At 69.9% G+C, this 13228-nt stretch carries 15 protein-coding genes; 9 read left to right on the plus strand and 6 right to left on the minus strand.

All coding sequences use genetic code 11. From position 1 onward, the window contains the following. Position 1 precedes the first annotated feature (1 nt). Genes AC3WSN_RS00420 through AC3WSN_RS00430 form a run of 3 tightly spaced genes read left to right on the plus strand, consistent with a single transcriptional unit; the run spans position 2 to position 2112 of the window. Positions 2-769 carry an SDR family NAD(P)-dependent oxidoreductase gene (locus tag AC3WSN_RS00420; RefSeq protein WP_492535576.1) on the plus strand — a complete coding sequence of 256 codons (768 nt, stop codon included), beginning with the start codon at positions 2-4 and terminating at the stop codon, positions 767-769. 3 nt (positions 770-772) lie between these two features. Next, positions 773-1786, plus strand: a complete 1014-nt coding sequence (locus AC3WSN_RS00425) for a phosphotransferase family protein (protein WP_492535577.1) — start codon at positions 773-775, stop codon at positions 1784-1786. A gap of 2 nt (positions 1787-1788) precedes the next feature. Then, on the plus strand, positions 1789-2112 hold the full coding sequence (locus tag AC3WSN_RS00430) for a DUF6285 domain-containing protein (RefSeq protein WP_492535579.1): 324 nt from the start codon (positions 1789-1791) through the stop codon (positions 2110-2112). Positions 2113-2295: 183 nt separating this feature from the next. Here the strand turns inward: AC3WSN_RS00430 and AC3WSN_RS00435 are convergent, their stop codons facing one another. Further along, complete coding sequence (locus AC3WSN_RS00435; protein WP_492535581.1) at positions 2296-3948, minus strand: AMP-binding protein; 1653 nt, start codon at positions 3946-3948, stop codon at positions 2296-2298. Positions 3949-4153: 205 nt separating this feature from the next. Between AC3WSN_RS00435 and AC3WSN_RS00440 the strand changes: the two genes are divergently transcribed. From AC3WSN_RS00440 to AC3WSN_RS00455, 4 genes are all read left to right on the plus strand, one after another. Continuing rightward, positions 4154-4693, plus strand: coding sequence for a phasin family protein (locus tag AC3WSN_RS00440; protein WP_192706889.1), 540 nt, complete (start codon positions 4154-4156; stop codon positions 4691-4693). Between the two features lie 2 nt (positions 4694-4695). Next, positions 4696-5634: an alpha/beta fold hydrolase gene (locus AC3WSN_RS00445; RefSeq protein WP_373622868.1), complete on the plus strand. Its 939-nt coding sequence runs from the start codon at positions 4696-4698 to the stop codon at positions 5632-5634. A 404-nt stretch (positions 5635-6038) separates the two neighbouring features. Then, entirely contained in the window at positions 6039-6488 is a 450-nt protein-coding gene (locus AC3WSN_RS00450) for a helix-turn-helix domain-containing protein (protein ID WP_192706890.1), read from the plus strand. A 74-nt stretch (positions 6489-6562) separates the two neighbouring features. Beyond that, positions 6563-6919: a cupin domain-containing protein gene (locus AC3WSN_RS00455; RefSeq protein ID WP_492535582.1), complete on the plus strand. Its 357-nt coding sequence runs from the start codon at positions 6563-6565 to the stop codon at positions 6917-6919. A 7-nt stretch (positions 6920-6926) separates the two neighbouring features. Here AC3WSN_RS00455 and rsmD read toward each other — a convergent pair whose 3' ends face one another. The 4 genes from rsmD to AC3WSN_RS00475 all read right to left on the minus strand — a co-directional run bounded on the left by rsmD (position 6927) and on the right by AC3WSN_RS00475 (position 9903). Next, positions 6927-7484: a 16S rRNA (guanine(966)-N(2))-methyltransferase RsmD gene (gene rsmD, locus AC3WSN_RS00460; RefSeq protein ID WP_492535584.1), complete on the minus strand. Its 558-nt coding sequence runs from the start codon at positions 7482-7484 to the stop codon at positions 6927-6929. Then, on the minus strand, positions 7481-9331 hold the full coding sequence (locus AC3WSN_RS00465) for a pseudouridine synthase (RefSeq protein ID WP_492535585.1): 1851 nt from the start codon (positions 9329-9331) through the stop codon (positions 7481-7483). Before AC3WSN_RS00465 ends, rsmD begins: the two co-directional genes overlap by 4 nt. 125 nt (positions 9332-9456) lie before the next feature. Continuing rightward, complete coding sequence (locus tag AC3WSN_RS00470) at positions 9457-9633, minus strand: DUF1328 domain-containing protein (protein ID WP_010683547.1); 177 nt, start codon at positions 9631-9633, stop codon at positions 9457-9459. 78 nt (positions 9634-9711) lie between these two features. After that, positions 9712-9903, minus strand: coding sequence for a CsbD family protein (locus AC3WSN_RS00475; RefSeq protein ID WP_492535588.1), 192 nt, complete (start codon positions 9901-9903; stop codon positions 9712-9714). A gap of 174 nt (positions 9904-10077) precedes the next feature. Here AC3WSN_RS00475 and AC3WSN_RS00480 point away from each other — a divergent pair, with 174 nt between their 5' ends. Together AC3WSN_RS00480 and AC3WSN_RS00485 are read left to right on the plus strand one after the other, a co-directional pair. After that, a complete protein-coding gene (locus tag AC3WSN_RS00480) occupies positions 10078-10536 on the plus strand; it encodes a nucleoside deaminase (protein ID WP_373622314.1) in 459 nt (152 codons plus the stop codon). Positions 10537-10591: 55 nt separating this feature from the next. Continuing rightward, entirely contained in the window at positions 10592-11296 is a 705-nt protein-coding gene (locus AC3WSN_RS00485; protein ID WP_192706896.1) for an SDR family NAD(P)-dependent oxidoreductase, read from the plus strand. Positions 11297-11302: 6 nt separating this feature from the next. Here the strand turns inward: AC3WSN_RS00485 and AC3WSN_RS00490 are convergent, their stop codons facing one another. Then, positions 11303-13108 carry an outer membrane beta-barrel protein gene (locus AC3WSN_RS00490; RefSeq protein WP_492535590.1) on the minus strand — a complete coding sequence of 602 codons (1806 nt, stop codon included), beginning with the start codon at positions 13106-13108 and terminating at the stop codon, positions 11303-11305. Positions 13109-13228: the final 120 nt, after the last annotated feature.

The raw sequence follows: 13228 nt of genomic DNA on the forward strand, positions 1-13228 counted from the left end.
GATGGCGAACGCCTTCGATCTCGCCGGCCGGCACGTCCTAGTGACCGGCGCGTCGAGCGGCCTCGGCCGCCACTTCGCCGGGACGCTGGCGCGGGCCGGCGCGCACCTGACCCTCTGCGCGCGGCGGGCCGATGCCCTGGCCGAGACCGTCACCCGCGTCGAAGGGGAGGGCGGCCAGGCCCACGCGGTGGTGATGGACGTGACCGACGCGGCCAGCGTCGAGCAGGCGCTGGATGCCGCGGAGGCGCGGTTCGGTCCCGTCCGGGTGCTCGTCAACAATGCCGGCGTCACCGCGACGAAGCCCGCCCTCGATCTCGACGAGGCCGATTGGGATGCGGTGCTCGACACGAACCTGAAGGGCGTCTGGCTGGTCGCTCAAGCGGCCGGACGGCGCATGGCCCACCACGGCGCCGGCGGCAGCATCGTCAACATCGCGTCGATCTTAGGGTTGCGGGTCGCTGGCGGGCTCGCGCCCTACGCTGCCTCGAAGGCCGGGGTCGTCCAGCTCACCAAGAGCCTGGCCCTCGAATGGGCGCGCCACGGGATCCGGGTGAACGCCCTGGCCCCGGGCTACATCAAGACCGAGCTGAACGACGCGTTCTTCGAGTCCGATGCCGGCAAAGCCCTGATCAGGCGCATTCCGCAGCGCCGGCTCGGCGAGGCGGCCGAACTCGACGGCCCGCTGCTGCTGCTCGCCTCCGATGCCGGCGCCTACATGACCGGAAGCGTCGTCGCGGTGGATGGCGGCCACCTCGTTTCGGGCCTGTAACCGATGGATTCGGATCGCCTGCGCGACTGGATGGCCGGCCATCTCGGCCGCCCGGACCTTGCGATCGAGGAGATCCGCCCGCTCGGCGGCGGCTCGATCCAGGAGAACAGGCTGGTGCGCTGCCGCCTCGGCGATGGCGTCCGTAACTACGTGCTGCGCATGGATGCCGCCGCCACCATCGCGTCGAGCCGTTCGCGCGCGGAGGAGTTCCGTATCTTGGAGGCCGTCTGGCGCGCCGGTGTGCGCGTGCCGGAGCCGGTCGGGTTCTGCACGGACCCGGGCGTGGTCGGCGCGCCGTTCGCGCTCATGGGCCTGGTGGAGGGTGTCGGCCTGGGTCCGCGCATCGCGAAGGATCTGAGCCTCGGTGGTGACCGCGAGCGCCTCGCGGAAGATCTTGGACGGGAACTCGCCAAGATCCACGACACGCTCGATGTGCGCGAGCCGCTGCCGCCCGCACTGGCCTTCCTCGGGGCGCCGGAGGCGGACCCGGCCCGCGCCGAGATCGCGCGGCTCCGCGCGAGCCTCGACGGGATCGGTGTGCGGCGGCCGGCGATCGAATGGGGCCTGCGCTGGGGCGAGGTGCACGCACCCGATTGCCCGGAGCCGACCCTGGTCCATCGGGATTTCCGCACCGGCAACTACATGGTCAACGGGTCGGGCCTGACCGCCGTGCTCGACTGGGAATTCGCCGGCTGGGGCGATCCTGCGCAGGATCTCGGCTGGTTCTGTGCCGCCTGCTGGCGGTTCGGCAGACCGGACTTGGAGGCCGGCGGGATCGGGTCCCGCACCGCCTTCTACCGCGGCTACACCGCTGCGAGCGGTCGTCGGATCGATCCGGGCCGCGTGGCGTACTGGGAGGTACTGGCCCATCTGCGCTGGGCGGTCATCGCCCTGGAGCAGGGCGCCCGCCACGTCTCCGGCCGTGAATTCTCCCTCGAACTGGCGCTGACCGGCCGGATGGTCCCCGACCTGGAACGGACCATCCTGCAGGCGACCGCCCCCGGTGCCTGGAGCTGATCATGCAGGACGAGCCTTCCGGCGCCGCCCTCCTCGACGCGGCCCGCCGGGCACTGACCGAGGAGGTAATCCCCGGCCTGACCGGTCGGCCGCGCTACGTCGCGCTGATGGTCGCCAACGCGATCGGGATCGCCGCCCGCGAGATCGCCGAGACCGATGCCTTGCAGGCGGCGACCGAGCGCGTGCTGGCCGGCGCGCCGGTCGAGGCGCTGGTCCAGGCGATCCGCACAGGCACGCACGACGCCGATCCAGACTTGCACGCCGAGCTCAAGGCGGCTGCGGAAACCGCCGCGCAGGTCTGGAAGCCTGCCGTCGCAAAAGGCTGAGCGGGCGGGCAGCGGCCGAGTTCATAGATTTCACCCGCGCCCTCATCCTGAGGTGCCCGCGCCAGCGGTCCTCGAAGGAGCGTTCCAGGGATAGCGCGGCCGGCTGGACCCCTCGTTCGAGGCCTCCGCGAGGCCCTGGCACCTCAGGATGAGGAGGTGTGTTGGGCGGTCCGTTTCAGCGGCTCAAAGCGCACGCGCCTGCTCGCGCAGCACGAACTTCTGGATCTTGCCGGTCGAGGTCCTCGGCAGCACGCCGAACACGACCGTCTTCGGCACCTTGAACCGCGCCATGCGCTCGCGGCAGAAAGCGATCACCTCCTGGTCGGTCGGTGCGTCGCCGCCCGGCTTCACTTCGAGGAACGCACAAGGGCTCTCGCCCCAGGTCGGGTCCGGCCGCGCCACGACCGCCGCCAGCATCACCGACGGATGGCGCATCAGCACCTCCTCCACCTCCAGGCTCGAGATGTTCTCGCCGCCCGAGATGATGATATCCTTGGCCCGATCCTTGATCTCGACGGAGCCGTCCGGATGCCAGACGGCGAGGTCGCCCGTCCGGTACCAGCCGCCGGCCAGCGCGCGTCCGGTGGCGTCGGGATTGCCGAGATAGCCCTTCATCACGGTGTTGCCGCGCAGGCAGATCTCGCCGACCGCCACGCCGTCCTGCGCGACGGGCCGGCCGCTCGCTCCATCAATGACCGAGACGCCTTCGAGCGTCGCGAGCGGCACGCCCTGACGCGCCATGCGGGCGTAACGGTCGTCGTCCGTCAGAGCGGTCCAGTCGGGCTGCGCGAGGCAGACCGTGGCCGGCCCGTAGCTCTCGGTGGCGCCGTAGAGATGCGTCACCTGGAAGCCGAGTTCTTCCATCGTGCGGATGATCGTCGAGGAGGGGGCCGCGCCGCCGACCGCGCATCGCACCCGTTGCGGGAAGGCCACGCGGTCGGTCTCCGGCGCGTGCGCGATCATCGAGAGCACGATCGGGGCGCCGCAGAGATGCGTTACGCCGTGCTCGGCGATGAGACGGAAGATTGCCGCCGGCTCGACCTTGCGCAGGCAGACCTGGGTCGCGCAGGCGGCGACGCTCGCCCAGGGATACGACCAGCCGCTGCAATGGAACATCGGCAAGGTCCAGAGATACACGCTCTCCGCGGTCAGGCCGAAGGTCACGGCATTGCCGAGGGCCTGAAGATAGGCGCCACGGTGACTGTAGACCGCCCCCTTCGGGTCGCCGGTCGTGCCGGACGTGTACAGGAGGCAGAGCGACTGCCATTCGTCTTCCGGGCCGGTCCAGGCGTAGTCGGCGTCGCCTGAATCCAGCAGCGCTTCGTACGGGATCGCCCCGGCGATGCCGGTCTCGCCGATCGTCACAACGAGAATGGGCTCGGCCCGATCCGCCAGTGCCCGTGCCGCGAGCGCTCCGTACTCGGCCTCGACGATCACCACCCGGGCGCCGCCATGCGCCAGGGAGAAGGCGATCGTCGCCGGGTCGAGGCGGGTGTTGAGCGGGTTCAGCACGGCGCCGAGCATCGGCACAGCGAAATGGGCCTCGATCATCTCGGGCACGTTCGGCGCGAGGATCGCCACGGTGTCGAGCCGTCCGGTTCCGAGACGCGCGAGGCCGGAGGCGAGGCGGCGGCTTCGCGTGTAAAGGTCCGCGTAAGTGAGGCGCCGGCTGCCGTCGATGACGGCGATCTTGGCTCCCGATGCGGCGGCGGCGCGCGCCAGAAGGCTCACGGGGGTCAGCGGCACGTAATTGGCGGGCGTCCGGTCCAGCCCCGTCTCGTAGGGATGACGGCCGGGTACACTTGGCCGGAGGGATGGCGGGCAGGTCTCCGGCATCGTTCTGCCTTCTGGTCGGGCGGTTGGCGTGGCGTTCGCTCCCGGGATGAAATGATTTCGCGGCAGAGCCCGCTGTCAATCGTGAACGCCGCTCTGGTCGGGGCCCGGATCCGTTTCTGTCACAAGGTACGGTTGACGACGGGACGCCGCTGACGGATGCCGGTGTTGCGGGCGGCCGGCGTCTCGCGAGCAACGGGAGACGACAGTGGGGAACGACAACCTGCCGGCGGTTTCCGGCCAGGCCGGGCGCGCGATGGCGGAGGGCGGCGTCGCGCGGGCGCGCGAGACCTACGAGCGCTTCGCGGAGGCCGGCGAGATGGCGCTCAACGCGTTCGAGGCCTCGATGGCCCAGAGTTTCGAGGGCTGGCGCTCGGTGATGGGGTCCAGCCGCGAGACCGCGCACCAGCTCACCGACAGCAACGTGGCCGGCGCACGCAAGATGCGGGAGCAATGGGACGCGGCCGGCGCGCGGCTCTACAACGCCTTCGAGGATAACGCCGTCCACGCCATGGCGGCGATGCGCGAGATCGGTCACCGGATGCTGGTGGCCACGGACACGAACGTCCGCGCCACGCTGGATTTCGCCGAGCGCGTCGCCAAGGCGGCCGACGCCCGGGAAGTCGCTGCGCTGAACGTCACCTTCCTGCAGGAACAGTCGCGCCGGCTGACGGAGCAGATGGTCGACCTTCACCAGACGACCAGCCGTCTCGCCCGAGAGGCGGCGGCCCGTACCGAAGCACCGTGACCATGCTCTCGGGGGGGCAGGTCGCGGCGGGTCCGGCCGCAACGATGCCGCGTCTGGACGATCTCAGCCGTGCCGACGTGCCGTTCCGGACCGGGCAGTTCTGGGCCTACGCGCCGCACGACTTCCACCGGATCGCCTATGTCGAATGGGGGGATCCGGACAGCCCGCACGTGGTCGTCTGCGTCCACGGCCTGAGCCGGCAGGGCCGCGACTTCGATCCTCTGGGCTACCGGCTGGCCAAGATGGGCTACCGGGTCGTCTGCCCGGACCTGCCCGGGCGTGGCCTCAGCGGGTGGCTGAAGGATCCAGAACATTACGCCCTGCCGCAATACGCCGCCGACATGGCGGCGCTGATCGCCCATCTCCGCGTTCCCGGGAAGATCGATTGGGTCGGGACCTCATTGGGCGGCCTGACCGGCATGGTTCTGGCCGCGGCGGCCAACACGCCGATCCGCCGCATGGTGATCAACGACATCGGCCCGTTCCTGCCCTGGGCGCCGATCCGCCACATCGGCTCGCGCCTGCGCGACGCGCCGCGATTGCACCACAACCTCGCCTCGGGCGAATCGCGCCTGCGCACCGTGCTGGCCGCGTTCGGATCGCTGACCGACGAGCAGTGGCGCCACATCGCCAAGCACAGCTTCTTCCGCGAACCGCATGGCGGATGGCGCCCGCATTACGATCCCGGCATCGGCGACGCTTTCCGGCCCGGGCGGGTCTACAGCGTCAGCATGTGGCGCGACTGGGACGCGATCACCTGTTCTGTCCTGCTGCTGCGCGGCGCGCAATCGGACCTGCTCCTGGCTTCGACGGCCGACGAGATGACGCGGCGCGGCCCGCCGACGGAGCGTGTCGAGATTCCGGATTGCGGCCACGCGCCCGCATTGCTGGATGACGATCAACTCAAGATCGTGACCGACTGGCTCGGTCCGGCCGCGTGAGAGCGGTGCCGATCGCGGCCTGCCCGCGGATTCGTCTGGCTGCTCGAGAGAACGTCGCGGGCGACCGCAATCGATCCGTCGACCCACACCCCGATGCCGTAAAATTTCGTCGGCGTGATCAAATATTCGATAGTCAATCTCTGCGTACTTTTGCTCGTTTTCCATGGGCGTGAATCAAGGATTTCATTGGTCTAGCGGGCCGTCACGTCATGCGCGGATCGGATATGCTGATGACCTGAGATTTCACGAGCGTGACCATTCGTTGCGTGCGCGGCGGGACTGTGGCATCAACGGCCGTCAGGCCGGGATCTCCGCCGCGCGATGAAGCACCTGAGGGTTGTTGTCGGCGGCATTGGTCCAGCCGAGCATGCCTTTCAACTGACACGACGTTCGGACTACCTCACATGGCCAATCCCACCCTCAAGCCGAAGCAGACCACGGCCATCGATCACGGGGTCGGCAGCCGCATCGCATTCCTGCGGGCCGCGAACGGGCTGAGCCAGTCGGCGCTGGCCAGCGCGCTGGGCGTGAGCTTCCAGCAGGTTCAGAAGTACGAGACGGGCAAGAACCGGGTCGGGGCGGGCCGCCTCCAGGCGATCGCCGAGCGGCTGGGTGTCCCGGTGTCGAGCTTCTTCGAGCCCGAGCCGGAAGTGGCGGGCGACAGCGGGCCGGCTCTGCTGCGCATCTCCGGCGCCGTCGAGCTTCTGCGCGCCTATAATCAGATTGCCGACGATCAGATGCGTCGCGACGTGCTGTCGTTGGTGAAGTCCGCGGCTCGGGTCGGACAGAGCCGGGCGACCGACGAGGCGCCCTCTCGCGAATCCGACTCGCGCGACGCTGCCAAAGGCGCCTGATCGCCGTCGATCGAGCCGCATGCGCCGGGTGAGCCCCAGCGCGCCGGACCGCCGGGTCGCGCAGGGGTAGGGCGATGAAGTCCCCGACGAACGTCATCAACCTCCTGGCGGACCTACCCGCCGACTCTCCCGAGGAGGTCGTGTCCGTGCTTCTCGCCGTGCCGGGGCTGCGCGTGGAGCGTATTGTCTCCACCGGCCAAGCGAGCCCGCCGGGCTTCTACTATGATCAGCCGCAGGCGGAATGGGTGGCGGTCCTGGCGGGCTCCGCCGATCTGCGATTCGCCGACGAGGCGGAGCCGCAACACCTCGTTGCAGGAGACGCCGTCCTGATCGCGGCGCATCGCCGGCATCGCGTGGAACGGACCGAGTCGCCGACGATCTGGCTCGCGATCCATATCGGACCCGATGGCGAGTTGGTGGAGGCTTGCTGAACCACGTTCATGCGGCGTATCGCGCGAAGCTTACGGCGGTCTCCCCATAGACGCGGCGTTCGAGTTCGGTGAACCCCTCCGGCCACGTGACCGACGCGCCTTCGGCCTCTTCGACCACCGCCAGGGCGCCGTGTGTCAGCCATGCCCCCGCGGCTGCACTCGCGAGCGCGCGCGGCGCCAGATCGCGGCTGTAGGGCGGATCGCAGAACACGAGGGAGAATTGGCCGGCCGAGCCGGCAGGTCCCAGACGCGTGGCGTCCCGGCGGAAAAGCCGGGTCACACCCTCAGCGCCCAGCGCCTCGATGTTGGCGCGAATGACCGCGCGGGCCTCGGCGCCTTCATCGACCAGCAGCGCGTAGGCGGCCCCACGCGAGAGCGCCTCGAAGCCGAGCGCCCCGGTGCCGGCGAAGAGGTCGAGGACCCGCGCGCCCGTGAAGGTTTCGTCGTAGGCGTGCAGCAGCACGTTGAACAGCGACTCGCGGAGGCGGTCCGAGGTCGGCCGGATCGCGTCGGTGCGCGGTGTTGCGAGTCGTCTGCCCCGCCACGCCCCGCCGACAATCCTCATCGTGTCCCGCGCGGCGGTCGTCCGCCGCCGGGCTTGGCGCCGCCCCGTGACGTACCGGGCCGTCCGCCGGGGCGCGCGTTGCCGCCGCCCGTACCTCCCCCTTTGCCGGCGCCTTTGCCGGCGAAGCCGCCCGGCCTGGAACCGCCCGGCTTGGGGCCACCGAAGCGCGGTTTGCTAGCCGGCGAGTCCGCTCTCTCGGACCGGAATCCACCCTTCGCCCGCGGCCCGCCCTCGGAAGGGCCAGATCCGAAGGATTTCCCGGGCCGACCGTCCGGTCTGGGACCACGGCGCTCGTCCTGTCGAACCTGGCCGCGCGGACCGTCGGCAGACCGCGCCATGTCACGACGCGGACGTTCGCCCTCACCGCGCTCGCCGCGCGAGTCAGGTCTGCGGTCGCCACGCGGTCCCGATCGGTGCTCGCCGCGGGGCGCAAAGCCTCGCTCGCCGGATGGCCCGGCATCCCGTCCCGGGCGTCCGCCCTCGCGGCGCGGCGGTCGCTCGGACGGTCCGTCCTCGGCGTAGCGGCGGCGCGGCTTGATGGCGGGCGCGGCCTCGACCGGCGTCGCCGAAAGACGCTCGACGACGACCCGGCGCTCGCCGGCGCGGATCGAGCCGACCCGTTCGCGGCCCCGTTCCGCGGCGCTCGCCTGCGCGGCGCGCGGGTCGGCACCCCGGCGCGGCACGCGCGTCCCGCGCGGCTTCGCGGCGTCCTCATCCCGCCACGACGCGTTGCGCGGATTGGAGCCCGACCCGCCCGTCGAAACACGCGGCGCCGGTGCCGGACGGGCGGCGTTGCGGCGGCCGGCGCTTGATGCCTGCGCGGGCTTGGCGGTGGAATCGGCCTTCTTAGGTCCGCCGAACGGCGTGATGGGCTCGCGCACCGGGCTCTCGAAATCGACGCCGGCCTGCTCGGACAGCGCCTTGCCGAGCTGATCCTTGAGCACGCGGGTCCGCACCTCCTCGGCGAGGCCGACCTCCAGGTCGCCGAGTTGGAACGGCCCGAAGGACAGCCGGATGAGACGGTTCACCGAGAGGCCGAGATGCTCGAGGATCCGCTTGACCTCGCGATTCTTGCCCTCGCGGAGGCCCAGCGTCAGCCAGACGTTGTCGCCCTGAACGCGATCGAGGCTGGCCTCGACCGGGCCGTATTCCATGCCCTCGATGGTCACGCCCTTGGCGAGCCGGTCGAGCTGGGCCTGGTCGGTATCCCCGTGCGCGCGAACGCGGTACCGGCGCAGCCAACCGGTGTCGGGATGAGCGATCACTTTGGCGAGACCGCCGTCATTGGTCAGCAGCAGCAGCCCCTCGGTGTTGATGTCAAGGCGCCCGATGGCGACGACCCGGGGCAGATCCTCGGGCAGGATGTCGAAGACCGTCTGCCGACCCTCGGGATCACGCGCCGTCGTGACGACACCGCGCGGCTTGTGGAAGATCCACAGGCGGCTCCGCTCCCGCAACGGCATCGGCTCGCCGTCGATCAGGATCCGGTCGTCTTCGGTGATGTTGCGCGCCGGTGAGGTCAGGGTCTCGCCGTTGACGCTGACCCGGCCGGCCAGGATCATCGTCTCGGCGTCGCGCCGCGAGGCGATGCCGGCCCGCGCCATCGCCTTCGCGATGCGCTCGCCCGGCGGGGTCGAGGCCGCAGCCTCATCGACGGTCACGCTGTCGGGCTCAGGCCGGGGCGTCTTCGGGTCCGCCGCACTCTTGCGCGGAGCGGCCTTGGCGCGCTCGCGGTCTTGGTCTTCGCTGCCCGCATCGGTCGCAGGCGTCCAGCCCTTACCGCGCGAGATCTCGGGGTCCGGGCGGTCGGAACCCTCCGGCGTCTTGTCGTTCGGCACGTCGTTCATACCAGGGCCTTACCAGAGCCCGTACTGTCAGGCGAGACGGGTTCTGCAGCCGCATTGAGACGAGGCCCGCACGCAAAAGGGGCGGCCCATGGACCGCCCCCGCAGCGAATGCCGGACCGCTGGCGTCAGAGTCTCGGCGAGCGGCCGCGCATTACGCCGAACACTGCCGAGATAAGGAACAAGGCAATCGCCACGAAGAAGACGATCTTGGCCGCCTCCATGGCGGTGCCCGCGATGCCGCCGAAGCCGAGCAGAGCGGCGATCAATGCGACGACGAGAAATGTGACTGCCCAGCCGATCATGGCATCCTCGCGTTGTTCAAGTCGATCCAAGGTTGGAACCCGTAAAGAGCGGGTCCCGTTCCAGTTGAGGCTATATGATCAGAGCTTGTCGGTCGCCGACTTCACGGCGCTCTTCGCGTCGCCGACAGTGCCCTGGGCCTTGCCCTTGAGCTCCTGAGCCGCACCCTCGGCCTTCATCTTGTCGTTGCCGGACACGTCGCCGATGCCCTGCTTGGCCTTGCCGAGAGCCTCGTTGGCGGCGCCCTTGATCTTGTCGGTGGAGCTGCTCATGGCGATGTCCTTGTGGTTGCTGCGGCGGCGCCGCGTTCATTCAACAAACGGTCACGGTCGCTCGAATGTTCCAGGCCTTAACATTGCCCTGTGTTAAGCAGCCGCATTCGTGAAGGCCCGCATCGGCGATGGGATAGGAACATCTTGGCAGCAGATCCGATCCACGCTCCGAGGTTGGACGCATCGGCTTCGCTGACCGCCCTCGACCACGCGTTCGCGGCGGCGCGGGCCGCGGGCGCTGCCGGCGAGGTGCCGGTCGGCGCCGCGGTCGTGCGGGACGGCGTGCTCCTGGCCGTCGCGCACAACCAGCCGCGGCGTCTCCTGGACCCAACGGCGCACGCCGAGATCCTGGCCATCCGCGCGGCCTGCGCGGCGATCGGCGACGAGCGTCTGGTCGGCTGTGACCTCTACGTGACCCTGGAGCCCTGCCCGATGTGCGCGGGCGCGATCTCCTTCGCGCGGATCCGGCGGCTCTATTACGGCGCGGCCGATCCGAAGGGCGGCGGCGTCGAGCACGGTCCGCGTGTCTTCAACCAGGCAACCTGCCATCATGCGCCGGAAGTCTATGGCGGATTTCGCGAGCGCGAGGCGGCCGAACTGCTGCGCGCGTTCTTCGCGGAGAAACGGACATAGGACTGGCGGATGCCGGCCCAGGTCCCACCTTCTCGTAGTACCGGAGGCCAGCACGATGATCCCGACCTATGCACGTGCCCTGATCGTCGGCGCCGGCTCCGGCCTGAGTGCCTCGCTCGCGAGGCTTCTGGCGGCGGACGGCTTGAAGATCGGTCTCGCGGCACGGAACGTCGAGAAGCTCGCCGCCCTGGCCGCCGAGACCGGTGCGGCCGTGCATGCCTGCGATGCGAGCCGGCCTGCCGAGGTCGAGGCGCTGTTCGCGCGGCTGGAGCCGGCCCTCGGGGGCGCCCCGGACGTCGTGATCTACAATGCCAGCGGGCGGCTGCGCGGCTCCATCGCGGATCTGGATCCGGACGCGGTCGCCCGGTCGCTGATGGTGTCGGCGTATGGCGGTTTCCTGGTGGCGCAGGCCGCGGCGCGCCGCATGCTGCCGCACCGCCACGGGGCGATACTGCTCACGGGCGCGTCGGCGAGCGTGAAGGGGTTCGCGGGCTCGGCACCGTTCGCCATGGGCAAATTCGGCCTGCGGGGGCTGGGACAGAGCCTCGCCCGCGAATTGCAGCCGCAGGGCATTCACGTCGCCCACATCGTCATCGACGGCGCGATCCGGAATCCCGACCGCGGCGGCGAGCCGGCCGACGCTCCCGACAGCCACCTCGATCCGGATGCCATCGCGCGAGGCTACCGCGACCTGCTGCGCCAGGATCGGAGCGCTTGGACGTCGGAGCTTGAGCTGCGTCCCTGGGTAGAGCGGTTCTGATCCGGATTACGGGTTGACCCGCAAGCCGAGCAGGAACGTGTTGTCCCGGAAGCTCGAACCCACCTGCGTACTGTTGATCTGCTGGTAGATGTAGGTGCCCCTGAGGGTCAGCCAGCGGGTGAAATGGTAGTCGAGCCGCGCGGTCGCGGAGAAGCCGTTCTCCCGGATCGTGCTGTTTTGATAAACGTTTTGCAGGAACGAGCCGCCGACCACGAGCGACAGGTTGCGCAGCAGGTCGTGCTGGACCTCCAGCGTCGCGACATCCGTGAAGATGCCGCTGGAGCCCGGGATCGTGGTTTCGGTGACACCGGTCGCGGCCGTCAGTCGGACCGTCGTGAGCGGGCTCGCCGACCAGACCAGGGCCGCGTTGACCAGCGGCGCGTTGATGTCGCGCAGGGTCGGATCGACGTAGGTCCGATGCTGGATCCCGGCCGAGATCTCGCCCGTCAGGGACCGCGCGAGCCCGAAGCTCGCGCCGACCGCCAGAGATATTCCATCGGAATCCCGCTGGACGCCGGTCGTATCGCGGCGGAGATCGTAGACGCGCGTATCGCCGGTGATATCGACGAACGGGCTGAAGTCTGGATTGACTTCGAACGCGGTGCGAAGCTGCAGGCTGTACTGGTTCAGGTTTCGGTCGGACTGGTTGATGATTGTCCCGTCCGAAAGGCGGGCATTGTCGAACTCCGAGCGGTCGACCGAGCCGCGCAGCGTGACCGACAGACGATTGAAGGTCTCGGTCGCCCCGAGCGACGCGCCGTAGACGGCAAGCAGCGGTCGGCTGGTCGCGGTCGCGATCTGGACGTTGCCGGCGGCGGCCAGCAGGTTGGGGTTTCCCGTCCGCTGCGTATCGACGAGGAACCGGCCCTCCGCGTCGATGTGCAGGTCCCGGTTGGCGTCGATCCGCAGGCGCACGACTCCGTCGGCGGCCGGGCGGCTCGCGGCCTCGTTCTGGGGCGTCTCGAGGTACGAGCCGCGCAAGGAGCCCTGAAACGAACTCGAGGACCAGTTGCTCTGGAAATCGAGGGAGGCGTCGGTACGAAGCGCCACCGAGCCCTTGGCGAATTGCCGGCTCGTCTGGTCCGGATTTGAATCGTAGCCGAGGCTCTGCGCGAAGGTCGGCAGTATGGTGAAGCTTCCGAACTGGTAGCCGATCGGCGCGTAGGCGGGATCCGTCGGGATCGCGCGCGCCAAGTCGGTGCCGAGAATGAAGCCCGGCGTCAGAAGGCCGAGGGCCGGGGAGATCGCCAGGAGCGGAAGGATCGTTCGGACGGGCGCCGCCACCGGCGGCAGGGGAACCCCGACCACGGGCTGCTGAATGATCGGCGTCAGCCGTAACGCCGGGCTCGGGACCTGCGTGACTTCCTGGGTGACCCTGCGGGTCGCCGACCCGATCCGCCGCGGTGGCGCCGCCCGGGTCCGGAGAAGATTTGACGGCGCCAGATTGCTTGGCGTCGTGCCGCTGCCGCCGGTGCGCTGACCGCCGCTGGTGATGCGTGTGTTGAGCTGCGAGACGCCCGGCTGCCCTTGCGTCTGTGTCGGGATCGTTGGAGGCGAGAGCGGCGAGCTCAGGCTGTCGCCGCCGGTCTGGTCGCCGCTTGTCGCGTCGCCGCCCGGAGAGCCGCGCCCGTCGTCGCGCGAGAGACCGTCCGGGATCCGCCGCCGTAGCGCCGGCAAGCCGTTGGGGGCGGTGTCCTGGCCGACGCCCGGGTTGTCGGGCTGCCCCGTAACGGGGCTGGTGGCGTCGAAGCGCTGGGCACGCGCAGGGGAGGCCGCGAACGCGAGCGCCAGCGCAGCGACAGCGAGCCGCATCTCCTGTCGTTTCCGCCGGTCAGCCCCAGCCGTCCGCACCTGATCACGGTCCCCGCCAAAGTCCCGAGCACCGAGGGCTGGGATTCACTGGTCACGCCGCAGCCAAACTGGTCATCGGCA

The organism is Methylobacterium sp. FW102-HT35C08 (assembly GCF_058790235.1).